The sequence below is a fragment of the Rhodobacter sp. 4.3.4 genome (genome assembly GCF_058724655.1).
This window is the reverse complement of record NZ_CM178967.1, coordinates 3459948-3486155: the sequence shown is the minus strand read 5'-3', so window position 1 is coordinate 3486155 and position 26208 is coordinate 3459948. Positions and strand designations below refer to the sequence as shown.

28 protein-coding genes and 1 tRNA gene are annotated in these 26208 nt (G+C 66.0%); 21 read left to right on the top strand and 8 right to left on the bottom strand.

Annotated elements, in window-relative coordinates:
* Positions 1-16 precede the first annotated feature (16 nt).
* On the bottom strand, positions 17-1339 hold the full coding sequence (locus tag AC4PTB_RS17295; RefSeq protein ID WP_492191084.1) for a FliI/YscN family ATPase: 1323 nt from the start codon (positions 1337-1339) through the stop codon (positions 17-19).
* 93 nt (positions 1340-1432) lie between these two features.
* Here AC4PTB_RS17295 and AC4PTB_RS17290 point away from each other — a divergent pair, with 93 nt between their 5' ends.
* The 9 genes from AC4PTB_RS17290 to AC4PTB_RS17250 are packed head-to-tail and all read left to right on the top strand — an operon-like array spanning position 1433 to position 6034.
* Positions 1433-1819 (top strand): FlgB family protein, encoded by a 387-nt coding sequence (locus tag AC4PTB_RS17290; protein ID WP_492191083.1) that lies wholly within the window; start codon positions 1433-1435, stop codon positions 1817-1819.
* A gap of 2 nt (positions 1820-1821) precedes the next feature.
* Positions 1822-2217 carry a flagellar basal body rod protein FlgC gene (gene flgC / locus AC4PTB_RS17285; RefSeq protein ID WP_013069215.1) on the top strand — a complete coding sequence of 132 codons (396 nt, stop codon included), beginning with the start codon at positions 1822-1824 and terminating at the stop codon, positions 2215-2217.
* A 22-nt stretch (positions 2218-2239) separates the two neighbouring features.
* Positions 2240-2536: a flagellar hook-basal body complex protein FliE gene (gene fliE / locus AC4PTB_RS17280; protein WP_492191082.1), complete on the top strand. Its 297-nt coding sequence runs from the start codon at positions 2240-2242 to the stop codon at positions 2534-2536.
* Position 2537: 1 nt separating this feature from the next.
* On the top strand, positions 2538-2804 hold the full coding sequence (locus tag AC4PTB_RS17275; RefSeq protein ID WP_013069213.1) for a flagellar biosynthetic protein FliQ: 267 nt from the start codon (positions 2538-2540) through the stop codon (positions 2802-2804).
* 3 nt (positions 2805-2807) lie between these two features.
* Complete coding sequence (locus AC4PTB_RS17270; protein WP_492191081.1) at positions 2808-3521, top strand: flagellar hook-basal body complex protein; 714 nt, start codon at positions 2808-2810, stop codon at positions 3519-3521.
* Positions 3522-3533: 12 nt separating this feature from the next.
* On the top strand, positions 3534-4319 hold the full coding sequence (gene flgG / locus AC4PTB_RS17265) for a flagellar basal-body rod protein FlgG (RefSeq protein ID WP_492191080.1): 786 nt from the start codon (positions 3534-3536) through the stop codon (positions 4317-4319).
* On the top strand, positions 4319-4744 hold the full coding sequence (flgA, locus tag AC4PTB_RS17260) for a flagellar basal body P-ring formation chaperone FlgA (protein ID WP_492191079.1): 426 nt from the start codon (positions 4319-4321) through the stop codon (positions 4742-4744). Before flgG ends, flgA begins: the two co-directional genes overlap by 1 nt.
* An 11-nt stretch (positions 4745-4755) precedes the next feature.
* The gene (gene flgH / locus AC4PTB_RS17255; RefSeq protein WP_492191078.1) at positions 4756-5481 is read left to right on the top strand and encodes a flagellar basal body L-ring protein FlgH; all 726 of its coding nucleotides are present in this window, start codon (positions 4756-4758) and stop codon (positions 5479-5481) included.
* A gap of 7 nt (positions 5482-5488) precedes the next feature.
* Positions 5489-6034, top strand: coding sequence for a flagellar basal body-associated FliL family protein (locus AC4PTB_RS17250; protein ID WP_492191077.1), 546 nt, complete (start codon positions 5489-5491; stop codon positions 6032-6034).
* A 63-nt stretch (positions 6035-6097) separates the two neighbouring features.
* Here AC4PTB_RS17250 and AC4PTB_RS17245 read toward each other — a convergent pair.
* From AC4PTB_RS17245 to AC4PTB_RS17230, 4 genes are all read right to left on the bottom strand, one after another.
* Positions 6098-6173 (bottom strand) — tRNA-Thr (locus tag AC4PTB_RS17245).
* 43 nt (positions 6174-6216) lie between these two features.
* The gene (locus tag AC4PTB_RS17240; protein WP_492191076.1) at positions 6217-7659 is read right to left on the bottom strand and encodes a heme biosynthesis protein HemY; all 1443 of its coding nucleotides are present in this window, start codon (positions 7657-7659) and stop codon (positions 6217-6219) included.
* 10 nt (positions 7660-7669) lie between these two features.
* Positions 7670-8764: a COG4223 family protein gene (locus AC4PTB_RS17235; protein WP_492191075.1), complete on the bottom strand. Its 1095-nt coding sequence runs from the start codon at positions 8762-8764 to the stop codon at positions 7670-7672.
* A gap of 154 nt (positions 8765-8918) precedes the next feature.
* The gene (locus AC4PTB_RS17230) at positions 8919-9617 is read right to left on the bottom strand and encodes a uroporphyrinogen-III synthase (RefSeq protein WP_492191074.1); all 699 of its coding nucleotides are present in this window, start codon (positions 9615-9617) and stop codon (positions 8919-8921) included.
* Positions 9618-9687: 70 nt separating this feature from the next.
* Between AC4PTB_RS17230 and tsaD the strand changes: the two genes are divergently transcribed.
* The 11 genes from tsaD to phoB all read left to right on the top strand — a co-directional run bounded on the left by tsaD (position 9688) and on the right by phoB (position 19644).
* On the top strand, positions 9688-10791 hold the full coding sequence (gene tsaD / locus AC4PTB_RS17225) for a tRNA (adenosine(37)-N6)-threonylcarbamoyltransferase complex transferase subunit TsaD (protein ID WP_492191073.1): 1104 nt from the start codon (positions 9688-9690) through the stop codon (positions 10789-10791).
* On the top strand, positions 10788-11744 hold the full coding sequence (locus tag AC4PTB_RS17220; RefSeq protein ID WP_492191072.1) for an NAD(P)H-dependent glycerol-3-phosphate dehydrogenase: 957 nt from the start codon (positions 10788-10790) through the stop codon (positions 11742-11744). The genes tsaD and AC4PTB_RS17220 overlap by 4 nt, the downstream gene beginning before the upstream one ends.
* Positions 11745-12014, top strand: coding sequence for a YciI family protein (locus tag AC4PTB_RS17215; protein ID WP_492191071.1), 270 nt, complete (start codon positions 11745-11747; stop codon positions 12012-12014).
* Positions 12014-12433, top strand: coding sequence for an EVE domain-containing protein (locus AC4PTB_RS17210; protein WP_492191070.1), 420 nt, complete (start codon positions 12014-12016; stop codon positions 12431-12433). The genes AC4PTB_RS17215 and AC4PTB_RS17210 overlap by 1 nt, the downstream gene beginning before the upstream one ends.
* 321 nt (positions 12434-12754) lie before the next feature.
* Entirely contained in the window at positions 12755-13417 is a 663-nt protein-coding gene (locus AC4PTB_RS17205; protein WP_492191069.1) for a CbiX/SirB N-terminal domain-containing protein, read from the top strand.
* 108 nt (positions 13418-13525) lie between these two features.
* The gene (locus AC4PTB_RS17200) at positions 13526-14581 is read left to right on the top strand and encodes a substrate-binding domain-containing protein (protein WP_492191068.1); all 1056 of its coding nucleotides are present in this window, start codon (positions 13526-13528) and stop codon (positions 14579-14581) included.
* A gap of 55 nt (positions 14582-14636) precedes the next feature.
* Positions 14637-16097: a phosphate ABC transporter permease subunit PstC gene (pstC, locus tag AC4PTB_RS17195; RefSeq protein ID WP_492191067.1), complete on the top strand. Its 1461-nt coding sequence runs from the start codon at positions 14637-14639 to the stop codon at positions 16095-16097.
* The gene (gene pstA, locus AC4PTB_RS17190) at positions 16094-17425 is read left to right on the top strand and encodes a phosphate ABC transporter permease PstA (RefSeq protein WP_492191066.1); all 1332 of its coding nucleotides are present in this window, start codon (positions 16094-16096) and stop codon (positions 17423-17425) included. The genes pstC and pstA overlap by 4 nt, the downstream gene beginning before the upstream one ends.
* Positions 17426-17437: 12 nt before the next feature.
* Entirely contained in the window at positions 17438-18226 is a 789-nt protein-coding gene (gene pstB / locus AC4PTB_RS17185; protein ID WP_492191065.1) for a phosphate ABC transporter ATP-binding protein PstB, read from the top strand.
* Between the two features lie 11 nt (positions 18227-18237).
* Positions 18238-18948, top strand: a complete 711-nt coding sequence (phoU, locus tag AC4PTB_RS17180; RefSeq protein ID WP_492191064.1) for a phosphate signaling complex protein PhoU — start codon at positions 18238-18240, stop codon at positions 18946-18948.
* Positions 18949-18951: 3 nt separating this feature from the next.
* Positions 18952-19644 carry a phosphate regulon transcriptional regulator PhoB gene (gene phoB, locus AC4PTB_RS17175; RefSeq protein WP_013069194.1) on the top strand — a complete coding sequence of 231 codons (693 nt, stop codon included), beginning with the start codon at positions 18952-18954 and terminating at the stop codon, positions 19642-19644.
* Here the strand turns inward: phoB and AC4PTB_RS17170 are convergent, their stop codons facing one another.
* Together AC4PTB_RS17170 and AC4PTB_RS17165 are read right to left on the bottom strand one after the other, a co-directional pair.
* Entirely contained in the window at positions 19645-20523 is an 879-nt protein-coding gene (locus AC4PTB_RS17170) for a PfkB family carbohydrate kinase (RefSeq protein WP_492191063.1), read from the bottom strand.
* Positions 20524-20583: 60 nt separating this feature from the next.
* Positions 20584-22851, bottom strand: coding sequence for an NADP-dependent malic enzyme (locus AC4PTB_RS17165; RefSeq protein WP_492191062.1), 2268 nt, complete (start codon positions 22849-22851; stop codon positions 20584-20586).
* A 111-nt stretch (positions 22852-22962) separates the two neighbouring features.
* On the opposite strand from AC4PTB_RS17165, the gene mutS reads away from it, so the two are divergent.
* Entirely contained in the window at positions 22963-25602 is a 2640-nt protein-coding gene (gene mutS / locus AC4PTB_RS17160) for a DNA mismatch repair protein MutS (RefSeq protein ID WP_492191061.1), read from the top strand.
* A gap of 55 nt (positions 25603-25657) precedes the next feature.
* Here the strand turns inward: mutS and AC4PTB_RS17155 are convergent, their stop codons facing one another.
* Positions 25658-26206, bottom strand: coding sequence for a nucleotide exchange factor GrpE (locus AC4PTB_RS17155; RefSeq protein ID WP_492191060.1), 549 nt, complete (start codon positions 26204-26206; stop codon positions 25658-25660).
* Positions 26207-26208: the final 2 nt, after the last annotated feature.

Sequence of the window (26208 nt, the reverse complement as noted above, 5' to 3'; positions counted from 1 at the left end):
GCCGCTGCCGGGGATATCACCCGGCAGGTGCCAGCGCGAGGCTGAGTCGCGAAAAGCTCGAGCGCGTGCCATCCTCCGCATCGCGGGCCAGAAAACCGTCCAGCGCGGGCCAGACCTTGATCGCAGCGTCGATCACCGGATCGCTGCCTGCCGCATAAAGACCCGCCTGAATCATCATCTCGGCCCGGTCATAAGCGCCCAGAAGCTTGCGCGCCTTGGCGATAAGCTCGTTCTCGGTCGGGGTCGCGGCATCGGGCAGCGACCGCGAGACCGAGCGCAGCAGATCGATGGCCGGGAATCGGCCACGTTCCGCGATGCCGCGATCCAGAACCACGTGGCCGTCAAGCGTGCCGCGCAGGATGTCGGCCACCGGCTCCTCCATGTCCGATCCCGCCACCAGCACCGAAAAAACCGCGGTGATGTCACCAGCCCCCTCCATCCCGGGACCGGAGCGTTCCGCAAGCGACATGATCTGATGCGAGGTCGAGGGCGGATAGCCGCGCAGGCTGGGCGGTTCCCCCGCCGCCAGCGCCACTTCGCGATGCGCCTCGGCAAAGCGGGTCACGCTGTCGGCCAGAAACAGCACATGCTTGCCCTGGTCGCGGAAGTATTCGGCCACCGTCATCGCCGCCCAGCCACAGCGACGGCGCACCAGCGGCGACTGGTCCGAGGTCGCGGCGACAATCACCGACCGCGCCATGCCCTCCGGCCCCAGCGTCTTCTCGACGAATTCGCGCAACTCGCGGCCGCGCTCGCCGATCAGGGCGATCACCACCACATCGGCCGCCACCCCCTTGGCGAATTTCGCCAGCAGTGAGGATTTTCCGACGCCCGAGCCCGCAAAGAGGCCGATACGCTGCCCGCGCACCAGCGGCAACAGGGTGTTGAACGCATCAAGGCCTGTCTCCACACGCTCGCCCAGACGGCGGCGGAAGGCGGCGGGCGGCGGGGTGGCGCGGATGTTGCGGTCCTCGCCGCCGCGCAGCAGCGGGCGGCCATCCAGCGGTCGTCCGAAAGGGTCGACGATGCGCCCGACCCAGCTGTCATCCGGGGCGATGCCGGTCTGGCCCAGCACCTCGACCCGGTCACCGATGGCGACGCCCTCAACGGCGCAATCGGCCAGAAGCGTCACTGCGCCCCGGCGCAGCGCGATCACCTCGGCCCCGAAGACCGGACCGGACTGGGCATGGATTCGCGCCCTGTCGCCCAGCGCCGCCCGCGCCGTCAGGCCGCTGACCTCGATCGTGCCCTTGCCCACTTCGAAGACCCGCCCGACCGGGTGCACTGCCCCCAGATCCGCGATTTCCGCCTGCAGCCGTTCGAGTCCGTTCAACGCCATTCTGGCCCCCGTGTCTTCGGTTCGGTGTTCTCGAAACGTTTTCTAAACGATTCTCTCTTAAGCCTTGGTTGATAGCTCGGAGGAGAAACCCCGATGTTCGAAAAACTCGAAGTCTTCCAGATGTCGCAGGCCATGGCCCGCCATGCGGCCCTGCGTGAAGGGGCGGTCGCGACCAATATCGCCAACGCCGATACTCCCGGTTACCGGGCCAGGGACGTGGTGTCCTTCGCCGACAGCTACCGGACGGAACATGCGCAGCCGATGCGGGCGACCCGGCCCGGCCATATCGGCGCCAATGGTGCCTATACCGTCTCCGTGATCAAGGATCCGGCCCCCGATTCCACCTCGCCCGATGGCAACGGGGTGTCGATCGAGGATGAGATGGTCAAGGCCGTCGACGTGAAGCGGCAGCATGACCGCGCCCTTGCGATCTACAAATCCTCCCTCAACGTGCTGCGCGCCAGCCTTGGCCGGAGCTGATCATGGGCGATTTCACTTCCACTCTTTCGGTCTCCGCATCCGGCCTGAAGGCGCAATCGATGCGCCTGCGCCATGTCTCGGAGAACATCGCGAACGCCGACACCCCCGGCTACCACCGCAAGGTGGTCCGATTCGAGGAGCTTGCGGCGCAGAAGGACGGCGGGGCAACCGGGGTCGAACTCGGTCCTGTCGAACTCGACCAGAAGGAACTCGCCCGGATCTATGACCCGGGCAGCCCGCTGGCCGACGAGAACGGCTACTACGACGGCTCGAATGTCGATCTGGTGGTCGAAATTGCAGACGCGCGTCAAGCGCAGCGCAGTTACGAGGCGAACCTCAGAATGTTCGATCAGACCCGGCAGATGTCGTCGGCGCTGATGGAGCTGCTGCGTCGTTGAAACCTGAAGACGGAGGTCCAGAATGGACATCAAGACTTCTCTTGCGACCCAGGGCTATGCCCAGGCGCGTTCGGCGGCCAATCCGCTTGCCGGAAATTCCAACGCGGATCGGGATGGGGGGCTGGGCAAGATCGCCACGAGCTTCCTCGAGACGATGCAGCAAAGCGAGGATACGGCGAAAGCCGCCATGCTCGGCAATGCCGATCCGCATACGCTCGTGCAGGCGCTCGCCCAGACCGAACTTGCGGTCGAGACCGCGGTGACGGTGCGCAACAAGGTCGTCGAGGCCTATCAGGAAATCCTCCGGATGCCGGTGTAAGATGCCCGATCTCGTCTTTTTCGACGCGATGCGGGAAGGGCTCTGGATAGCAGTGATGATCTCGGCGCCGATGCTCGTCGTGGCACTCGTCGCCGGGGTCGCCATCGGTCTCTTCCAGGCGCTTACCTCGGTTCAGGAAATGACCCTGACCTTCGTGCCGAAGGTGGGCGCCATGCTGGTCGTCTACTGGGTGTCGATGTCCTTCATGTCCGAAACCCTCGTCGATTTCTTCACCTCCGGGATCATCCCGCTCATCGTCGGAAGCTGAGCCATGGACAACACGATCTATGCCGCCCTGGCGCGCCAATCCGGCCTGATGCAGGAAATGCAGGTCGTCGCCAACAACATGGCCAACGTCAACACCACCGGCTTCCGCCGCGAGGGGGTGGTGTTTTCGGAATATGTCGATTCCCTCGACGGGAACGAAGCCTCGCTTTCGATGGCCCATGCCAGCGGCCGCACCATCGATTTCGAGGATGGGGCGATCGCCTCGACCGGAAACCAGCTCGATTTCGCCATCCAGGGCAAGGGCTACTTCATGGTCGAGACGCCCGAGGGCAATCAGCTGACCCGCGCGGGCAGTTTCCTGCGCTCGCCCGAGGGGGAGCTGGTCACGCCCGAAGGCTTCCGCGTGCTCGACAACGGCGGTTCGGCGATCTTCCTGCCCGCCGATCAGGGCCCGATCGCCGTCGGCGAGGATGGCACGCTTTCCGCCAAGGGCCAGCCGCTGGCGCAGCTTGGCCTCTATGAGCCGCAGAATTCCACCACGATCAGCCTGCAGGCGGGCACCCGATTCGCCGTGCCGGAGGGCACCGTTCCGGCCGAAAACGCCCGGGTCATGCAGGGCGTGGTCGAACAGTCGAACGTCGATCCGGTGCGGGAAATCGCCCGGATGGTCGAAGTGCAGCGGGCCTATGAACTGGGCCAAACCTTCCTCGACCGCGAGGACGAACGGATTCGCAGCGTCATCTCGACGCTGAAGTAAAGGAAACACCCGATGCGCGCCCTGCAGATTGCCGCCACCGGGATGAGCGCCCAGCAGATGCGGGTCGAAGTCATCTCGAACAACCTCGCCAACATGTCGACGACGGGCTACAACGCCCGCCGCGCCGAATTCGCCGATCTGATGTATCAGCAGGCGACCCGCCCCGGCACGATCACCGCCAACGACGGCACCATCGTTCCCGCGGGTGTGCAGATCGGTCTGGGCGTGCGCCCGACCGCGGTCAGCATCACCCTGGCGCAGGGGCCGCTGGCCTCCACCGGCGGCGATCTCGATCTGGCGATCGACGGCTATGGCTTCCTTGAAGTGACCCTGCCCTCGGGGGCCTCTGCCTATACCCGTGACGGCGGTCTCAAACGCTCGGCCGACGGGCAGATCGTCACCTCGGACGGCTATCCGGTGGTGCCGGGGATCACCCTGCCCGATGATGCGACGACGATTTCGATCAATGCCGCGGGCGAGGTTTACGCTTATTTCACCAACCAGGTGCAGCCGCAGCTGCTGGGACAGATCACGCTGGCCGGGTTCACCAATGAAAAAGGGCTCGAGGCGATCGGCTCGAACCTGTTTCTGGAAACCGAAGCCTCGGGCGCGCCGACCGTGTCCACGCCGGGCGTCGACGGGCTTGGGGTGATCAAGCAGGGCTATCTTGAGGAAAGCTCGGTCGATGCGGTGCGCGAGATCACCGAACTGATCAAGGCGCAGCGCGGCTACGAGATGAACGCCAAGGTGATCACCGCCGCCGACGAGATGCTGCAAGCGACGACACAGGTGCGCTGATGATCCGGCTGACCCTTGCCCTTGTTCTGGCGACGCTGCCCGCCCTTGCCGAGGCCGGTTCGGTCGTCGCCGCGCGCACCCTGCGGGCGCAGACCGTGATCACCGAATCGGATCTGGCGCTCTCCGAAGAGACCGTGCCCGGGGCGCTCAGCGATCCGCGCGCGGCGATCGGCCTTGAGACCCGGACCGCGATCTATCCGCAGCAGCCGATCAGCGCCGCAGATCTGGCCCCCCCCGCGGTGATCGAACGCAACCAGATGGTGCCGCTGGCCTATCGCGACGGCAGCCTCTCGATTCTCACCGAGGGCCGCGCGCTTGATCGCGGCGCCGTGGGCGACACGATCCGGGTGATGAACGTCACGTCCAAGGCGACGCTGTTCGCCCAGCTCGGCGCCGATGGCGTCGCCTACGTCCAACCTCACTGAAAGCCTGTCTCATGCGTTCCCTCCTTTTCGTTTTCATCGCCCTTTCGCTGGCGGCCTGCGGTCGGCTCGAACAGGTCGGCAAGGCCCCGGATTTCAACACCGTCGAAGGCAGCGACGAGTTTTTCGCGATGAGCAGCCCGCCGCTGCCCGAAGATGCGCTGCGCCGGACCGATGCGCAGGAAGCCTCGCTCTGGTCGGGCAACCGTGGCTCGCTTCTGGGTGATCGGCGGGCGGCGACGCGCGGGGACATCCTGACGGTGGTGATCGAGATCGACGACAAGGCCGAGATTTCGAACACCTCGGGCCGGTCGCGGAAAAGCTCGGACACGATGGGGATTCCGTCGCTGTTCGGCATTCCGCAGCGGCTGGACGCGCAATTGCCCAAAGGCGCCACCATGGCCGATGCCTTTGAAACCGGCTCGTCCTCGTCCTACAAGGGCGACGGCTCGGTGGCGCGCAAGGAAAAGCTGACGTTGCGGGTGGCGGCCACGGTGCTGGACCGGCTGCCGAACGGGGTGCTGCGGATCCAGGGCAGCCAGGAAGTCCGGGTCAATTTCGAAGTGCGCGAGCTGATCGTCACCGGCTTCGTGCGGCCCGAGGATGTCAGCCGCCAGAACGAGATCACCTACGACAAGATCGCCGGGGCGCGGATTTCCTATGGCGGCCGCGGCCAGATCACCGACGTGCAGCAGCCGCGCTACGGCCAGCAGGTCTCCGATATCCTTCTTCCGTTCTGAGGGTGCCATGCTGAAGATCATTCTTCCCGTTGTGCTTGCCGTGATCGGTCTCGCCGGAGGCGGGGCGGCGGGGTATTTCCTGCGCCCGCCGCCGCCGCCGCCCGAGGAGGTCGCGACCGAAGCCGGAGCCGAGGGCGAAGCCGCCCCGGCCAAGCCCGCACCCCCGAAGGCCGCGCCCGAGAAGGCCGCCGAGGGCGAAGCCGCCGAGGGCGAAGAGGCCGCTCCGACCATCGAATATGTCAAGCTGAACAACCAGTTCGTCATTCCGGTGATCAAGAAGGGCGCGGTCGCCTCGCTCGTCGTCATGTCGCTCAGCCTTGAGGTGACGGTGGGCAGCACCGAAAAGGTCTATGCCGCGGAGCCGAAGCTGCGCGATGTGCTGCTGCAGGTGCTGTTCGATCACGCCAATGCGGGCGGCTTCGAGGGCTCCTTCACCGATACGGCCAACATGACCGATCTGCGCCGCGCCCTGACCGAAGCTTCGCAGAGCGTTCTGGGCGATCTGGTGCTGAACGTGCTGATCTCGGACATCGCCCGGCAGGATTCGAACTGAGCCGTTCCGACCTGGCAAAAGAAAAGGCTGGCAACCGCGGGGTTGCCAGCCTTTTCTGTTCAGTGGTGCCGGTGAAGGGACTCGAACCCCCGACCCCATCATTACGAATGACGTGCTCTACCAGCTGAGCTACACCGGCACTGTGGCGCGCGGATAGCACGCCCTTGCGGGGATGTGTAGCCCTATTTTTCGCGTTCGCTCAAAGCGCGTGCGGTTCCTTCAAGGGTTGCGCCCGCATTGGCTTTCGTGCCCTTGGCCACGATCAGCGGCAGCATCTCGGCGCCATTGGGCAGGGGCATGTTGTTATGCGCCGGTTCGCGCCAGCTCAGCGTGTCGAAACCGCCGCAATTGTCGCAGACCGGCCCCCATTGCGACTGGATGTTCTGGCATTTGTCGCAGCACCATTGTTTGCCGCGCGGCGCCGTCAGCGCCTTGGCCAGCCAGCCGCGGACCACCGCGTCATCTTCGCCCTCGCCGCGTTCGATCGCCGCCATCAGCGTCAGCACGCGCGAGGTCGGGTTGTCCTCGACCAGATTGCCCAATGCCCGCCGCGCCGCCGGGAAATCCTCGGCCGCGATGCAAAGCTCGGCGCGCAAAAGCCGGGTTTCCTCGTGATCGGGGCGCAGCGAGAGCAGCTTTTCAAAGCGCTTGAGCCGCTCGGCCGCTGATTCGCCCGGCACCATCGAGGCGAAGACGGCGGCCAGATCCGGGTGCGGCTGCGCCTCCCAGGCTTTCAGCAGCACGCGGGTCGCCGATTTCGCATCGCCCTTGTCGTAATGCGCCTTGGCCGCCATCGCCGCCGCCGGGATCAGGTCGGGCGAGGCCTTGGCCGCGGCAATCGCCGCTTCCTGCGCCTCGATCGAGGTGCCGCCATCCAGCACCGCCTTGGCCTCCTGCAGCGCCAGAACGGCGTCGCGACGCTTGTGAACGTCCTTCGGCAGCTGCCCCTGACGCATCTTCGCCAAAAGCACGTCGCGCGCGCCTTTCCAGTCGCCGACCTCGGTCTGGAGCTTGAACAGCGTGTTCTGCACCTCGAGGTTCTTCGGATTGAGCGCAAAGGCCTTTTGCGCCAGCTTCACCGCGGTATCGGTGTCGCCCTCGGCCAGTTTCTGCGACAACAGCCCCTGCACGCCGACAAACCGGGTGCGCTGATCGGCCAGAAGCTTGCGATAGACCTCTTCGGCCTTGCGGGTGTCGCCGTTCATCATCGCCGCCTGCGCGGTCAGAAGGTTGGTCAGCTCGGGACGGCGCAGATACCGCTCGGCCTTGCTCGCCTTCGAGGCTGCCAGCTTCGATTCGCCCGAGGCGACGGCCAGCATCCCCTCGGCCAGCGCCTCGTAGCCCTTGCGCTCGCGGTTGCGGTCGAAATAGCGGCTGATCGCGGTTTCATCGCCGGTCACGAAGCGGATGAAGGCAAAGACAAAGCCCAGCACCTTCAGCGCCAGCCAGATCGTCAGGATGGCCAGCCCGATCAGGATCACCGCCTGCAGCGCGCCCAGGTTCAGCTCGATCCCGAAAGCGATGATTCGGATGGTTTCGCCCAGATCCGACAGCCAGGCGGCGCCAAAGGCGAGCCCGACCACGACGGCGACGAACAGCGAGATTTTAATGAAAGACCAGATCATCGCCGTCCCCTCATTGCACGGATTGCGTCAGGTCGGCGATGGCGGTCCGCGCGGCTGCGCGCCGGGCCACCATGTCCTTCCAGGATTGCAGATCGGCCTGCGCCGCCTCGGGCAGGGCCGCGATTTCGGCCAGAGCCGCGTCGAATTGCGCCGCATCGACCGCGGTTTGCGCCCGCGACAGCACCGCATCCGGGCCGCTGCCGTCCTTCGCCGTCAGTGACCGGGCCCCGGTCTGCGCCAAGAGGAACGAGCCAAGCTTGTCGGCCATGGTTTCCCCCGCCGTGACCTTGCGCGCCGTGGTCAGGGCCTTGCGCGCCGCCTCGGGGAAGGCCGCTTTGAGGGCCGCGACCGAGGGCAGATCGCCCTTCAGCGCCGCGGGCACCGAAACGCCCGCCGCCGCCACATCGCCCAGCGCGCCATCGATCGGCGCATCGGTTTCAAAGGCCGCCAACAACCGGGCCACCGCCGCCTGGGCGATCGCCTTTTTCGCCGCGGCCTCCGATTCGGCGCGGAGCTTCGCGGTTTCGGCCTCGGCCGCGGCGATCTTCGCCTTGGCTTCGACGGTCGCCACCTCAAGCTGCTGCTGCGAGGCAAAGGCCGGGCTCTTCTCGACCATCGCCTTGAGCGCGTCGATCTGCCCCTGCACGCCGGACAGATCGACCGGCGCGGCGGGGGCGGTGCCGCCCTGCGCTTCCAGCGCCTGGACCTTGCCGGAAAGCTCGCCCACCGCGGTTTGCAGCGCCGCGACGCCGGCATTGCCCGCCTGCAGCTCGGCCATCGTCTTCACCACGGCCTCAAGTTTCGCTGCCTGCTCGGCAAGATCCTTTTCCACCGCGCTTTGCGCGCCCGGCAGCACCTTGTCGCGCAGCTCCGGCGGCAGTTTCGGCAGCACGACCAGCGTACCCACCGAGCCGATCACCGCGGCGATGATGCCCCCCCAGACCACCGACATGCCCCCGCGCGGCGGTGGCTGCACGGGTTTCGGCTTCGCCGGGGCTGATTCGGTCGCGGGCTTCGGCGCCGGTGCGGGCGCCGCCTGCGCTGCGGCCTCGGTCTTGGCCCCGGTCACGTCCGCCTCCGGGCCGCCTGCGTCTTTGTCAGACATTTCAGGGGTTTGCGCAGCGGTTTCTGCGGTGCTGTCACGCTCCGTCTCGTCCGGGTTCGCCATGGACACTCCTCCAAGTCGCGCAACGCGGCGCGATGTCTTCATTTTGCCGCAGTCTATTGAGCGGCTCGGTGCTGCTCAACCTCAACTGCTCTCAGGCCTGTGCGACAAGTGCGTCCAGCAGCGCCTCGGCATCGGGGCGCTCTGCAATCTGCAGCTTTGTCGCAGCAAGGCCGGAGCAGGTCTGCGCCGCATTTTCGGAAATCGCCACCAGCCGCAGCTCGGCGCGCGCCTCCCGTGCCGCCGCGGCCAGAAGCTTGCCGCTGTTGGGCGAAAAGATCGGCACCAGAACCGGGCCGGGCGTCGCCAGAAGCGCGCGCATCTCCGCGCTGGGCGGGCGCGGGACCTGGGCATAGACGATCACCTCGGCCGCGCGCCGCCCCGCCGCCGTCAGCCGTTCGGCAACCGGCATGGCCGCCTCATTGCCGCGCGCATGCAGGATCTGGCCCGGATCGGGCGCGGCGAGGATCAGCTCGAGCAGATGCACCGCATCGGGGGCAATGCCCAGAATCGAAAAGCCCGCCTTGCGTGCCACCTCTGCGGTGCGTTCGCCGACGCAAAAGGCCGGATGGCCCGCAAGGGCGCTTGCGGCGACCGGGCCGACCGCCTGTTCCGAGGTCAGCACAAGCGCATCCGCCGCAGGCAGATCGGCGCCCGTCGGCTCGGTTTCCAGCAGGGGGGCGATCAGAACCGGCCAGTCGGCGCCCATCCGGGCCCGGAACTGCGCGGCGAATCGTTCGGACCCGGCGCGGGGACGGGTCAGCAAAAGCGGCGGACGGGAAACTGTGCTCATCGGAGCCTCGGGTTGTACGATGCCTGAGCCGGTGTTACCTGCAGGAAGGACCCCGCGCAACGACATCGGCATGACCAGACCCCTGACTTTCCTTGGCTCCCTGACTTTCCTTGGTCTTGAATCGAGCTGCGACGACACGGCCGCCGCGGTGGTGCGTGGGGACGGCACGGTTCTGGCCTCGGTCGTGGCCGGTCAGACAGCCCTGCATGCGCCCTTTGGCGGCGTCGTGCCCGAGATTGCCGCGCGCGCCCATGCCGAAAAGCTGGACAGCTGTGTCGAGGAGGCCCTGGCCGAGGCCAGGCTTTCGTTCGCCGATCTGGATGGCATTGCCGTGACCTCGGGGCCGGGGCTGATCGGCGGGGTGATGTCGGGGGTGATGTGCGCGCGGGGGCTGGCGGCCGGGACCGGGCTACCGCTGGTGGGGGTGAACCATCTGGCGGGCCATGCGCTGACGCCGCGGCTGACCGACGGGCTCGCCTTCCCCTATCTGATGCTGCTCGTTTCCGGCGGGCATTGCCAGTTTCTGCTGGTGCGCGGGCCGGACAGTTTTTCCCGCCTTGGCGGCACGATCGACGATGCCCCGGGCGAGGCTTTCGACAAGGCGGCGAAGCTTCTCGGCCTGCCGCAACCCGGTGGCCCCGCGGTCGAGGCGGAAGCCGCCAAGGGCAATCCGAAAACTTTCCGGTTTCCGCGTCCGCTGCTCGACCGTCCCGGCTGCGATCTGTCGTTTTCCGGGCTGAAGACCGCGCTTCTGCGCGCCCGCGATACGGAAATTGCCGCCCATGGCGGGCTTTACCGGCAAACCCGCGCCGATCTTTGTGCCGGGTTTCAGCAGGCGATTGCCGATGTTCTGGCCGAGAAAACCCGCCGTGCGCTGGCGGTTTATCTGGAGACCGCGCCCGATCAGCCCGCTTTGGCCGTGGCCGGGGGGGTGGCGGCGAACAAGGCGATTCGCGCGGCGCTGGAACAGGTCTGTGCCGTGCAGGGCGTGCGCTTCACCGCGCCGCCCCTGCGGCTTTGCACCGACAATGCGGCGATGATCGCCTGGGCGGGGATCGAGCGGTTCCGGCTGGGGATTGCGACCGAGGCCGATCTGATCGCCCGGCCGCGCTGGCCGCTTGATGCTGCGGCGCCGGCGATGCTTGGCTCGGGCAAGAAGGGGGCCAAGGCATGACGATTGCGGTTTTGGGGGCGGGCGCTTTCGGCACGGCGCTGGCGATTTCGCTGGCCCAACGCGGGCCGGTGCTGCTTTGGGCCCGCGATGCCGCCCATGTGCGCGAGATGCGGGAAAGCCGCCGCAATGAGCGCCGTCTGCCCGGGGCCGTGCTGCCCGACAGCCTGACCGTCACCGACCGGATCGAGGATGCCGCGGGCTGCGATATCGTGCTGCTCGGCGTGCCGATGCAGAAGATGGGCGGGTTTTTGCGCGAAAACGCCGGGTTGCTTGACGGCAAGGTGCTGGTCTCCTGCTCGAAAGGGATCGATCTGGCGAGTGGGCGCGGCTCGGTGGCGCTGATCGAGGCGGCCTGTCCGGGCGCTTCGGCCGCCGTTCTGACCGGACCAAGTTTCGCCGCCGATATCGCCCGCGGCCTGCCCACGGCGCTGACGCTGGCCTGCCGGAGGGATTCGCCCGATCTGCAGGCGCAGCTTTCGACCCCGACCTTGCGGCTCTATCGCACCACCGACACGATCGGCGCCGAACTGGGCGGAGCCTTGAAGAATGTCATCGCCATTGCGGCCGGGGTGGTGATCGGGGCGGATTTGGGTGATTCCGCCCGTGCCGCGCTGATGACGCGCGGCTTTGCCGAGATGAACCGGCTGGCGATGAAACTGGGCGCCCGGCCCGAGACGCTGATGGGGCTTTCCGGTTTCGGCGATCTGGTGCTGACCTGCACCTCTCTGCAATCGCGCAATTTTCGTTACGGAATCGCGCTGGGCAGCGGCTCGGCCTTTGATCCGGGCGTGACGGTCGAAGGTGCCGCCACGGCGCGGGCCGTTACCGGACTGGCGCGGGACCACGGCCTCGAGATGCCGATTGCCGCGATGATCGCCGCGCTTTGCGCGCAAAAGATTTCCGTTGCCGACGCCGTTACGGCGCTGCTCTCTCGCCCGCTGAAGGAGGAATGAATGCTTTACGCCGTGATCTGCAAGGACAAGCCCGGGGCGCTGCAAACGCGGCTCGACACCCGCGCCGCGCATCTGGCCTATATCGAGGCGACCGGAATCGTGAAGATGGCCGGGCCGTTTCTGGAGGAAGGGCAGATGTGCGGATCTTTGGTGATTCTGGACTGTGACAGCCTTGACGCCGCGCGGGCCTGGGCCGCGGGCGATCCCTATGCGGCAGCCGGGCTGTTCGAAAGCGTCAGCGTCACCGAATGGAAGAAGGTGGTCGGCTGATGGCGAAATGGCTCTTCAAATCCGAGCCCGATGTCTGGTCCTGGGACATGCAGGTGGCCAAGGGCGCGGAGGGTGAAGAGTGGCATGGGGTGCGCAACTATCTGGCGCGCAACAATATGCGGGCGATGCAGCTGGGGGATCAGGGGTTCTTCTACCATTCCAACATCGGCAAGGAAGTCGTCGGCATCGTCGAGGTTTGCGCGCTGAGCCACCCCGATTCGACCACCGATGACCCGCGCTGGGATTGCGTCGATATCCGCGCCGTGCGGCCGCTGGCCCGGCCTGTGACGCTGGCCACGGTCAAGGCCGATCCGCGGCTGGCGCAGATGGCGCTGGTGACCTCGATGCGGCTCTCGGTGCAGCCGGTGACGGAAGAGGAATGGAAGATCATCTGCGAGTTGGGCGGGGTTGACCCCTGAGCGGAGCGGGCCGCGATCCTCCGGCCAAAAACGCAAACGCCCCCCGAAAAAACCGGAGGGTCCCGGCACCCCTACCAGGACCCTCCTTCACCCCACGTGCTCCCCTACGCACCACACGTGAAACTGTATTCGGGTCCTGGCCATACTGGCCGTTACACCCTTTCTAGGGGAACGGGTGATTCCCCGCAATCGCGCAGTCCGAACAATTCGATGCAAGTTCAGGGGCTTGTTCGCGGGGATTGGTTAACCCTGTCGGGCCGGTGCGGGGGTGGCGTTGGGGGGCAGCCTTGTCAGGGAGGGCTTTCGCGCTAGCTCTCACCCATGTCCGATTTCATCCTCGTCGCCCATGGCTTCCCCTCGAACCCCGATCCGGCCGAGGCCGCGCTGGCCGCGCTGGCGCAACAGGTCGGCGCGCGCCTGCCCGGGGGGCGGGTGCTTGCGGCGACGCTGGCGAAACCCGGGGCGCTGGCCCGCGTGCTGGAAACCCTGCCCCGGGCGCGGATCTATCCGTTCTTCATGGCCGAGGGCTGGTTCACCTCGCGGCAATTGCCGCGACGGCTGGCCGATCTGGGCAGCCGGGCCGAGATCCTCTCGCCCTTCGGGGCCGATCCCGGCCTGCCCGCGCTGGTGATCAAGACCGTGGCCGAGGCCGGTCCGGGCGATCTGATCCTTTGCGCGCATGGCTCGCAGGTGGCGCGCAGCTCGCGGATGGCGACGATGGCGATGGCGGAGCGAATCGGCGCGCATCTGCCCGTGCGGCGCATCGCGGCGGCCTTTCTCGAGGAAGATCCGCATCTGCGCGACATTGCGGCGCAGCATCCCGAGGCGATCTGTCTGCCCTTTTTCGCCCTGCGCGCCGGTCATGTCGCGCAGGACATTCCCGAAGCGCTTGCCCTGGCGGGGTTTCGCGGCCGCCTGCTGCCCGCCATCGGCGAACGGCCCGAGGTCGCCGATCTGATCGCCGCCGCGCTGCGCCGCGCCTGAGAGCGTTTGTCACACAGCTGTCATATATCTTTTGCATAAGCGTCACGACCCGAGCCTAGAGGGGTTGCCAAGGTCTTAACGGCCCTTCCAGATCTTCAGGAGTGATCCATGACTTTCGTGAAATTCGGCGTCTCGGCGCTTGCCATCGTTGCCGCCTCGGCCACCGGTGCCGCCGCGCGTGACCAGATTCAGGCGGCCGGGTCCTCGACCGTCCTGCCCTATGCCACCATCGTCGCCGAAGCCTTCGGCGAAAACTTCGACTTCAAGACCCCGGTCGTCGAAGGCGGCGGGTCGGGCGCTGGCCGCAAGAAGCTGTGCGAAGGCGTGGGCGAAAACACCATCGACATCGCCAACTCCTCGTCGCGCATCAAGCAATCCGACATCGACACCTGCAAGTCGAACGGCGTCGAAGAGATCATGGAAGTCCGCATCGGCTATGACGGCATCGTCTTCGCCAGCGACATCAAAGGCCCGGACTTCGCCTTCACCCCCGCCGACATCTTCGGCGCGCTCTCGGCCAAGGTGGTCAAGGACGGCAAGCTTGTCGACAACACCGCCAAGACCTGGGCCGAGGTGAACGCCAAGCTGCCCGCGCAGGACATCCTGACCTTCATCCCGGGCACCAAACATGGCACCCGCGAGGTCTTCGACATCGAAGTGCTGGAAGAAGGCTGCAAGGCCACCGGCGCCTATGATCTTTACATGGCGACGGCCGAAGGCGCCGACGAGGATGCGAAGAAGAAAGATGTCGTGAAGAAATGCGGCGCGCTGCGCACCGATGGCGTGGCCGTGGACATCGACGGCGACTACACCGAGACGCTGTCGCGCATCGACGCCAACAAGAACGCCATCGGTGTCTTTGGACTGTCGTTCTATCAGAACAACACCGACAAGCTGCGCGTCGCCACCATCAATGGCGTCGTCCCCTCGACCGAGAGCATCGCCAAGGGCGACTATCCGGTGTCGCGTCCGCTCTACTTCTACGTCAAGAAGGCGCATCTGGGCGTGATCCCCGGCCTGAAGGAATTCATCACCTTCTTCGTCTCGGACGAGATGGCCGGCCCGGAAGGCCCGCTCGCCGCTTACGGCCTTGTGTCGGACCCGGAACTGGCCGCGACCCAGGCGATGGTCGAGGCGGAAACCCCGATGGCGCCGCTGAAATAATCTGATATCGGGGGGCGCCTGCGGGCGCCTCCCTTCCCTTGTAGCGGATGAACACATGACCCCCGGTCTTCTTGCGCTGATCGTGCTCGCCCTTGCCTGCGGCGGCTTTTTTCTGGGCCGCTTTCGGGCGTTGCAACTGGTCGGCAAGGATCTGCGCCTGTTGCATTCCCTGCCCGGTTACTATGGCCAGACGGTGGCGCTGTTCACCGCCGTGCCCGCCCTGGCGCTGATGGCGGCCTGGCTGCTGGCGCAGCCGGTGGTGATCGACAGCCGGATTTCCGCGATGATCCCTGCCGCCGATCTGCCGCAGGGCTCCAGCCGCGATCTTGTCATGGCCGATGTGCGCCGCATCGCCGGGGGCATCGATCTGATGCTGGCCAGCGGAACCCTGACCGAGGCCGATCTGCGCGACATGCGTGCCGATTTCAGCGACATCCGCTCGCGCATGGCCGATGTCGGCGTCGCGCTGGGCGCGCATGTGCAGCCCTCGATCTTCGAGGCCGCCAAGGACTGGCGCCATCTGACCGGTTTCGGGCGCCTCGCGATGACGGCGCTGACGCTGGCCGCGTCGCTCGGCGGCTTTGCCTTCGCGATCCTGCGCATCCGTCCCGAGTTCCGCGCCCGCAACGTCTCTGAAACCTTCCTGCGCTGGCTGCTCATCGCCGCCTCGCTGGTGGCGATCGGCACCACGGTCGGCATCGTGCTGTCGCTGGTCTTCCAGACCGTGCATTTCTTCCAGCTCTATCCGTTCCGGGACTTCTTCTTCTCGCTGAGCTGGAACCCGAAATTCGGCGGCGGGTCCGATCTGTCGATCTGGCCGCTGGTCTGGGGCACGCTTTACGTCTCCTTCATCGCGCTGGCCGTGGCGGTGCCGGTGGGGCTTTTCGCGGCGATCTATCTGGCCGAATATGCCTCGAAACAGGTGCGCTCCATCGCCAAGCCGCTTCTGGAGGTGCTGGCGGGCATCCCGACCATCGTTTACGGGCTTTTCGCGCTGATCACCGTCGGGCCGCTGCTGCGCGACTGGGTCGCCCAACCGCTGGGGCTTGGCTCTTCCTCCTCCTCGGTGATGACGGCCGGTCTGGTGATGGGGGTGATGATCATTCCCTTCGTCTCCTCGCTGTCCGATGACATCATCAACGCGGTGCCGCAGTCGCTGCGGGACGGCTCCTTCGCCATGGGCGCGACACAATCCGAGACGGTGAAACAGGTGATCCTGCCCGCGGCGCTGCCCGGCATCGTCGGCGCCGTGTTGCTGGCCGCCTCGCGGGCCATCGGCGAAACGATGATCGTGGTTCTGGGCGCTGGCGCCGCCGCGAAACTCTCGATGAACCCGTTCGAGGCGATGACCACCGTCACGGTGAAGATCGTCAGCCAGCTGACCGGCGACACCGAATTCGCCTCGCCTGAAACTCTTGTCGCCTTCGCGCTGGGGCTGACGCTGTTCATCTTCACGCTGGTGCTGAACGTCCTTGCGCTGGTGATCGTGCGCAAATACCGGGAGCAATACGAATGACCATGGTCGAGACTTCCGCGCCGCGGTCGCTTTACACCGCCGATGCCCGCACCAAGGCCCGCAATGCCGCCGAAAAGCGCTTCCGCATCTATGGCATTACCGCCGTCGTCATCGGCCTGCTGGCGCTGGTGGTTCTGCTCTCCTCGGTGCTTGGCTCGGGTCTGGGCGCCTTCCGGCAGACCGTGCTGAGCCTGCCGATCACGCTTGACGCCAAGATGCTTGATCCCAAGGGCAACCGCGACCCGGCCGAGATGGCCAAGGCGACGACCGTCACCTATGGCAAGCTGATCACCAAGGCGCTGGAAGCCGCAGTGATCGAAAAGAACCTGGCCCCGGGCATGAAGACCAAGGACATCGGTGCGCTGGTCTCCAAGGAGGCGCCCGCCGGGCTGCGCGATAGGGTTCTGGCCAATCCCGATCTGGTCGGCACCACGATCACCTATGACGTGCTGGCCTCGGGCCGGGTCGATGGCTTCTTCAAGGGCCGGGTGACGATGGAAAGCGCCGCGCTGGATAGCAACATCACCCCCGAACAGCTGCAACTGGCCGAAAAGCTGCGCGACGCGGGGCTTTTGAAACTGGCCTTCAACACCGGCTTCCTGACCAACCCGGATGCCTCGGAACTGCGGCCCGAATCCGCGGGCCTTGGCGTTGCCATCCTCGGCTCGCTCTACATGATGGTGCTGGTGCTGTGCCTGGCGCTGCCGATCGGGGTTGCCGCCTCGATCTATCTCGAGGAATTCGCGCCGAAGAACCGTTTCACCGACCTGATCGAGGTGAACGTGGCCAATCTCGCCGCCGTGCCCTCGATCGTCTACGGTATCCTTGGCCTTGCCGCCTTCATCAACTTCGCCGGCATGCCGCAAAGCTCGCCGCTCGTCGGCGCGCTGGTGCTGACGCTGATGACCCTGCCGCGGATCATCATTCCGACCCGGGCTGCGCTGAATGCCGTGCCGCCCTCGATCCGCGAGGCCGCGCTGGGGGTCGGCGCTTCGAAGACGCAGACGATCTTCCACCATGTCCTGCCGCTCGCTGTGCCCGGCATTCTGACCGGGGCGATCATCGGCCTGGCGCAGGCCTTGGGCGAGACCGCGCCGCTTCTGCTGATCGGCATGGTCGCCTTCGTGAAAGATTATCCGGCCGCCCCGCCCGAGGGTATCCTCGATCCGGCCTCGGCAATCCCGGTGCAGATCTACAACTGGACGCAGCGCGCCGACCCGGCCTTTGTCGAACGGGCTTCGGGGGCGATCATCGTGCTGCTGGTCTTCCTTCTGGTGATGAACTCCCTTGCCGTGATCTTGCGGCGCAAATTCGAACGGCGGTGGTAAGAAATGAACAACATGCGACTGACGGAGAGAGCCGTGACCACCGATGTGACGAAATTCACCGCCCGCAAGGTGCAGGTCTATTATGGCGCCTCGCATGCGATCAAGGATGTGGACATCGACATCCTCGACAAGACGGTGACGGCGTTCATCGGCCCCTCGGGCTGCGGGAAATCGACCTTCCTGCGCTGTCTGAACCGGATGAACGACACCATCGACATCTGCCGCGTCGAAGGCGCGATCCAGCTGGATGGCGAGGATATCTACGACAAGAAGGTCGATCCGGTGCAGCTGCGCGCCCGGGTGGGGATGGTGTTCCAGAAGCCGAACCCGTTCCCGAAATCGATCTATGATAACGTGGCTTACGGGCCGAAGATCCACGGTCTGGTCCGCAACAAGGCCGAGCTGGACGAGGTCGTCGAAAGTGCTTTGCGCAAGGCCGCGCTCTGGAACGAGGTCAAGGACCGTCTGGGCGCCCCCGGCACCGGGCTTTCGGGCGGGCAACAGCAACGCCTGTGCATCGCCCGCGCCGTCGCCACCTCGCCCGAGGTGCTCTTGATGGACGAACCCTGCTCGGCGCTTGACCCGATCGCCACCGCCCAGGTCGAAGAGCTGATCGACGAGCTGCGCACCAATTTCTCGGTCGTCATCGTCACCCATTCGATGCAGCAGGCCGCCCGGGTCAGCCAGCGCACGGCCTTCTTCCACCTTGGAAATCTGGTCGAGTTCGGCGAGACTGGGCAGATCTTCACCAATCCGCGCGATCCCCGCACGGAAAGCTACATCACCGGCCGCATCGGTTGAGGAAAGACCCCATGTCACAGCATATCGTTTCATCCTTTGACCGGGATCTCGAGTCGGTTCAGGCGATGGTCGTCAAGATGGGGGGGCTTGTCGAAACCCAGGTTCTCGATGCCGCCCAGGCGCTGGAAGAACGCGACGAGGATCTGGCCGAGACCGTGCGTCTGCGCGACAAGCAGGTGGATGCGCTGGAAGAGCAGATCAACACCGAAGCCGCGCGGCTGATCGCGCTGCGGGCGCCGCATGCCACCGATCTGCGCATCGCGCTGACGGTGATCAAGATCGCGGGCCATCTGGAGCGCGTCGGCGATTATTCGAAGAATATCGCCAAGCGGTCCAAGGTGATTGCGGACCTGCCCTCGATCAACGGCTCTTCCGGGGCGATCCGGCGCATGGCCGCCGAGGTCGAGGGGATGCTGAAGGATTCGATCGACAGTTTCATCCAGCGCGATGCGAAACTGGCCGCCGATGTCCGCGCCCGCGATGTCGCCATCGACCAGATGTACAATGCGCTGTTTCGCGAATTCCTGACCTACATGATGGAAGATCCGCGCAACATCACGCCCTGCATGCATCTGCATTTCATCGCCAAGAACATCGAGCGGATGGGCGATCTGTGCACCTCGATCGCCGAGCAGGTGACCTATCTGGTGACCGGCCAGATGCCCGAGGAGCCGCGGCCGAAATCCGATGGCGTGGTGGCCGTCAAACCGTTGGAGAGTTGATCGATGAGTCCTGCGCAACAGCCCTGCGTGCTGGTGGTCGAGGACGAATCGGCGCAACGCGAAGTTCTGCAATACAACCTGGAGGCCGAGGGCTTCCGGGTGGTGATGGCGGTCAATGGCGACGAGGCGTTGTTGTTCCTGCGCGAGGAAAAGCCCGATCTTGTCGTGCTCGACTGGATGCTGCCGAATGTCTCGGGCATCGAGATCTGCCGCCGGGTCAAGGCCAATCCGGAAACCCGCTCGATCCCGATCATCATGCTTTCGGCCCGGTCCGAGGAAAGCGACCGGGTGCGGGGGCTGGAAACCGGCGCCGATGATTACGTGGTGAAGCCCTATTCGGTGGTGGAGCTGATGGCCCGGCTGCGCACGCAGCTGCGCCGGACGCGCCCGGCCACGATGGGCGAGCGGCTGGTCTTTGACGACATCATTCTGGATGCCGCCGAGCACCGGGTCTTCCGCGACGGTCAGCCGCTGAAACTGGGTCCGACCGAGTTCCGGCTTCTGTCGACGCTGATGGAAAAGCCGGGCCGGGTCTGGACCCGCGATCAGCTGCTTGACCGGGTCTGGGGGCGCGACATCTATGTCGACACCCGCACCATCGACGTGCATGTGGGGCGGCTGCGCAAGGCGCTGATGGTGAATGGCGGCGCCGATCCGGTGCGCACCGTGCGCGGCACCGGCTACAGCCTCGGCTGATCAGCGGCCCTGCAGAAAAGCATCGACCTCGGCGCGGGTCGGGATGGCGGCGGCCGTTCCGGCCCGCGTCACTTTCAGCGCCGAGGCGGCGGCGGCCAGCCGCAGGGCTTCGGGCGGGCTCATCCCCTCGGCCAGACCGGCGACCAGATAGCCCGCGAACGTATCCCCCGCGGCGGTGGTATCGACGGGCGTGACCTTGAAAGCCGGTTGCTCCTGCGCGGTCCGGGCTTCCAGATCGTGCCAGACCGCCCCCTTGGCACCATGGGTCACGCAGACTGCCTTGACCGGCAGGGCGTCCAGCGTCGTGCCGAGCGCTTCGCACAGCTGCGCCGCCTCGACCGCGTTCAGAAGCAGCAAATCCAGATCGGCCAGCACCTTGCGCACCGCTTCCGCCTCGAAGGGCGCGGCGGAATAGGCGATCTGGACGCCGCGGGCCTTTGCCAAAGCCACCGCCTCAAGCTGGGCCGAGGTCTCGTTTTGCAGCAGCAGCCAGTCGCCCGCCTGGGCCGTGGCCAATGCCTCTTCCAGCACCGTCAGCGGCACCGCCCGGTTGGCGCCCGGAAACAGCACGATCGAATTTTCCCCCGCGGCATCGACCATGATGATCGCATGGCCCGAGGCCAGATCGACCGCCGCCACATGGGCGCAATCGACGCCCGCAGCGGCCAGTTCCGCCCGCATCCAGGCGCCATCCGCCCCGGTCGCGCCGATGTGGCGCACGACAGCCCCGGCCCGCGCCGCCGCCACCGACTGGTTCGCCCCCTTGCCGCCCAGCCCCCGGTCATAGGCGGTCGCGGCCAGCGTCTCACCGGGCTGGGTCAGATGTGGCAGGCGGTAAAAGTGGTCGGCATTGATCGAGCCGAGGTTGAAGATGGTCATCGGGTTTCTCCGGGCCGGGGGGCTCGACCCGGGCCGAGACGCCCCGGCCCGGAAGCGTTTTCAGCGTTTCAGCCCCAGACGGCTGGCCGAGAGCGCCGCCATATGCAGGATGTCGTTCACCGTCGCGCGGTTCGAGCAGATCTGCACCGAATGCTGGATGCCGGTCAGGATCGGGCCGATCACCGTCGCCCCGGCCATTTCCTGCATCAGCTTCACCGAGATCGAGGCCGAATGCCGCGCGGGCACCACAAGGATGTTCGCCGGCCCGGTCAGACGGCAGAACGGGTAATGCTTCATCATCTCGGGGTTCAGCGCGACATCGACGGCCATCTCGCCGTCATATTCGAAATCGACGCCGCGTTCATCCAGCACCTGCGGCGCCACATGCATCTTCATCGCGCGTTCCGACACCGGATAGCCAAAGGTCGAGAACGAGGCAAAAGCGACCCGCGGATCGATGCCCAGACCGCGCGCCACCCGCGCGCCCGCCATGGCGATATCGGCCAGGTCGTTCTCGTCGGGCCATTCATGCACCAGCGTATCGCCGATGAAGACGACCTTGCCTTTGTGCAGCAGCGCGGTGATCCCCACGGCGCCATCCGAGGGCTTGGCGTCGATCACCTTGTTGATCAGTTCCAGCACATGCGCCGATTTCCGCGTCGCCCCGGTGATCATGCCGTCGCCATGCCCATGCACCAGCATCAGCGCGGCGAAGACATGCCGGTCGCGGGTGGCCAGCTTGTGCGCATCTTCCCGGTCCATCCCCTGCCGTTGCAGACGGCGGTACAGGAAGTCCTTGTAGGTATCCATGTGCTTGCAATTCGACGAATTGACGATCTGCAATTCGCGGAAGGCATCGCCGATCCCGGCTGCTTCCAGCTGTTCCTTCACATCCGAATCGCGGCCGACGACCAGCGCCGTGCCCATGCCGCCGCGCTGATAGGCGACCGCCGCGCGCAGCACCCGCGGATCGTCGCCCTCGGCAAAGATCATCCGCGCCTGCGCCTGCCGCGCCCGGGCATGGATGCCCTGCAAGATCGCCGCCGTCGGGTCCATCCGCGCCTTGAGGCTTTGCGCATAGCCCTCCATGTCGATGATCGGACGCCGGGCGACGCCGGTATCCATCCCGGCCTTGGCCACGGCGGGCGGGATCACATGAATGAGCCGCGGGTCAAAGGGCGTCGGAATGATGTAGTCGCGCCCGAAGGTCAGCTTGCGGCCATAAGCCATCGCCACCTCGTCGGGCACATCCTCGCGCGCCAGCGCGGCCAGCGCCCTGGCGCAGGCGATCTTCATCTCGTCATTGATCGCGCGGGCATGGATATCCAGCGCGCCGCGGAACAGATAGGGGAAGCCCAGCACGTTGTTGACCTGGTTCGGATAGTCCGACCGGCCGGTGGCGACGATCGCATCGGGGCGGACCGAATGCGCTTCTTCCGGGGTGATTTCCGGGTCCGGGTTCGCCATCGCGAAGATCACCGGATTGTCCGCCATCGAGGCGACCATCTCCGGCGTCACTGCCCCCTTGGCCGAAACGCCCAGGAACACGTCCGCGCCCACCATCGCTTCTTCCAGCGTGCGCGCCTCGGTATTGGCCGCATGCGCCGATTTCCACTGGTTCATGCCCTCGGTGCGGCCCTGATAGATCACGCCCTTGGTGTCGCACATGATGCAGTTGTCATGCCGCGCGCCCATGGTCTTGATCAGCTCAAGACAGGCGATCCCGGCCGCCCCCGCGCCATTGAGCACGATCTTGCAGTCTTCGATCTTCTTGCCCGAGATTTCGAGCGCGTTCAGCAAGCCCGCCGCGCAGATCACCGCCGTGCCGTGCTGATCGTCATGGAACACCGGAATGTCCATCATCTCTTTCAGCCGCTGCTCGATGATGAAGCACTCGGGGGCCTTGATGTCCTCAAGGTTGATGCCGCCGAAGGTCGGGCCCATCAGGCTGACCGCCTTGATGATTTCCTCGGGGTCTTCGGTGGCCAGCTCGATGTCGATCGCGTTCACATCGGCAAAGCGCTTGAACAGCACCGCCTTGCCTTCCATCACCGGCTTCGATGCCAGCGCGCCAAGGTTGCCCAGGCCAAGGATCGCCGTGCCGTTCGAGATCACCGCCACCATATTGCCCTTGTTGGTGTAATCATAGGCGGTTTCGGGGCGTTCGGCGATGGCTTCGACCGGAACCGCAACGCCGGGGGAATAGGCCAGGCTCAGATCCCTCTGCGTGGTCATCGGCTTCGAGGCGACGACCTCATATTTCCCCGGCACGGGGTCGAGGTGATAGGCCAGCGCCTCTTCGGGCGTGACGCGGTTCTTGGTGGACATGGGCCGAACTCCTCCAGTGGGCGCTTTTTCCTTATCCCCCTTGCGGCGCTGCCTCAATCGGTTTGCACGGGGGTGCGGCGTTTAATAAGTTGCGCCGGGCAGGGGGAAAGCATGGCAAACGAAACCGTGACGCCGATGATGGCGCAATATCTGGCGATCAAGCAGGCGAATCCGGGGGCGCTACTGTTCTACCGGATGGGCGATTTCTACGAGATGTTCTTTGACGATGCCGTCGCGGCGGCGGCGGCGCTGGATATCGCGCTGACCAAACGCGGCCTGCATCTGGGCGAGGAAATCCCGATGTGCGGCGTGCCGATCCATGCCGCCGAGGGCTATCTGCTGACGCTGATCCGCAAGGGCTTTCGGGTGGCGATCGCCGAGCAGCTGGAAGACCCGGCCGAGGCGAAAAAACGCGGCTCGAAATCGGTGGTGCGGCGCGACGTGGTGCGGCTCGTCACGCCCGGCACGCTGACCGAGGAAAGCCTGCTGGAGGCGCGGCGGCACAACTACCTGGCCGCCTGGGCCGAGCTGCGCGACGAAGGCGCGCTCGCCTGGGCCGATATTTCCACGGGCGAATTCCGGGTGATGCCCTGTCCGCTCTCCCGTCTTGGCCCCGAGCTGGCCCGGCTGGCCCCCCGCGAAGTGCTGGTCAGCGAGGCGAAAGAGGCGGATTGTGCCGGAATAGTCTCTGATTTGCGCGCGTCGCTGACCCCGCTCGCCCGGTCGAGTTTCGACAGTCAGGGCGCGGAAAAGCGGCTGTGCGATCTTTTCGCGGTGGGCTCGCTTGATGCTTTTGGGGCGTTTTCGCGCGCCGAAATCTCGGCGATGGGGGCCTTGGTCGATTATCTTGACCTGACGCAGCGGGGGAAACTGCCGCTTCTGGCGCGTCCTTTGCGGGAAGAGGCCGGCAGCCTTGTGCAGATCGACGCCGCGACCCGGCGCAATCTGGAGCTGACGCAGGCTTTGTCGGGCGGGCGCGAGGGCTCGCTTCTGGCCTCGATCGACCGCACCGTGACGGCGGCGGGGGCGCGGCTTCTGGAACGGCGCATTTCGGCCCCCTCGCGCGACCTCGCGCAGATCCATGCGCGCCATGATGCGGTGCGGTTTCTGCTGGAACAGGGTCGATTTGCCGAAGACCTGCGCGAGGCCTTGCGCCGCTGCCCCGATATCGACCGGGCGCTGAGCCGCCTTGCGCTTGACCGCGGCGGCCCCCGCGATCTGGCGGCGATCCGCAACGGTCTGGAGCAGGCGGGCCGCATCGCGGATCGTCTGGCCGAGACCGAGGCGCCGCCACTTCTGGCCGAGGCCGGGCAGCGACTTCTGGGCCACGACGACCTTGTGGCGCTGCTGGATGCCGCTTTGGTGGCGGAACCGCCGCTTCTGGCTCGCGATGGCGGCTTCATCGCGACGGGCTACGAGCCGGAACTGGACGAGACCCGGCAGCTGCGTGACGAGGGCCGCGGTGTCATCGCCCGGATGCAGGCCGATTACATCAGCGAAACCGGGATTTCGTCGCTGAAGATCAAGCACAACAACGTGCTGGGCTATTTCATCGAGACGACCTCGACCCATGCCGAAAAGATGCTCGCCCCGCCGCTTTCCGCGCGCTTCATTCACCGGCAGACGACGGCCAATCAGGTCCGCTTCACGACGCTGGAATTGAGCGAGCTGGAAACCCGGATTCTGAACGCGGGCAATCACGCGCTGGAGATCGAAAAGCGGCTCTATGACAGCCTGAAAGGCGTTATTCTGGCCGCCGCAGGGCCGATTTCCGAAACCGCGCGCGGCTTGGCCGAAATCGACCTGACCGCCGCTTTTGCCGATCTGGCCGCGGCTGAGGACTGGGTGGAACCCACCGTCGATCAAAGCCACGCTTTCGAGATCGAGGGCGGCCGTCATCCGGTGGTCGAGGCGGCGCTGAAACGGCAGGGCGAGCCCTTCATCGCCAATGACTGCGCCCTGACCGCGGGCGCCACCCCGGCGATCTGGCTGCTGACCGGCCCGAACATGGCGGGCAAATCGACCTTCCTGCGGCAGAATGCGCTGATCGCGCTGCTCGCACAGGCGGGCAGTTTCGTGCCCGCGCGGCGGGCCCATATCGGCCTTGTCAGCCAGCTTTTCAGCCGCGTCGGCGCCGCCGACGATCTGGCGCGCGGCCGGTCGACCTTCATGGTCGAGATGGTCGAAACCGCCGCCATCCTCAATCAGGCCGATGACCGGGCGCTGGTGATTTTGGACGAAATCGGCCGCGGTACGGCGACTTATGACGGGCTTTCCATCGCCTGGGCGGTGCTCGAACATTTGCACGGGGTGAACCGCTGCCGCGCGCTTTTCGCCACGCACTACCACGAAATGACCGCGCTTTCGGCCAAGCTCGAGGGCGTCGAAAACGCGACCGTCGCGGTCAAGGAATGGCACGGCGAGGTGATCTTCCTGCACGAGGTGAAGAAAGGCGCGGCCGACCGCTCCTATGGTGTGCAGGTGGCGAAACTGGCGGGCCTGCCCGAAAGCGTCGTCGCCCGCGCCCGGGTCGTGCTGGAGGCGCTGGAAAAGGGCGAACGCGAGGGCGGCAAGAAACAGGCGATCATCGACGATCTGCCGCTTTTCGCGCTGGCCCCGCCGCCCGCGCCCGCGGCCCCGCCGGCGAAATCCGCGGTTGAAGACCTGTTGCGCGGCCTGCATCCCGACGAGATGACGCCCCGGGAAGCGATGGACGCGCTTTACGCGCTGCGCGCCCTTCTCAAGGACTGACCTTCATCTTGCTGAAAATATCCTGGGGGTCCGGGGGCAAAGCCCCCGGCTTGCCTCAGGCTTTCGGCATCGAGCTGACGCCGACTTTCGCCGGGCGCAGCAGACGGTCGTGCAACAGGAAGCCGTCGTCCATCACCTGAATGATGTCGCCCGCCACCGTGCCCGGCAGCGGCGCTTCGAACATCGCCTCATGCAGCAGCGGGTCGAACTTGTCGCCCACCTTCGGCTGGATCGCCACGATCCCGTGCCGCGCGAAGACGTTCAGCAGCTCGCGCTGGGTCAGCTCGACCCCTTCGATCAGCGCGGGTGCCGCCGCGCGGACCTCTTCGCCCGCCGCATCCAGCGCGCGCTTGAGCGCATCGAACACCGGCAGCATGTCGCGCGACAGTTTCGAGCCGCCATATTGCTCGGCCTCACGCCGGTCGCGGTCCGCCCGCTTGCGCGCGTTTTCGGCATCGGCCAGCGCCCGCATGAAGCGGTCGCGCAGCTCGTCGCGTTCGGCGCGCAGCATTTCCAGCTCGTCCTGCTCGTCACCCAGAGCCGCGGCCAGTGCCTCGTCCAGCTGCGCCTGATCCTCTGCCATTTCGTCCTTCTTCTCGGTCATCC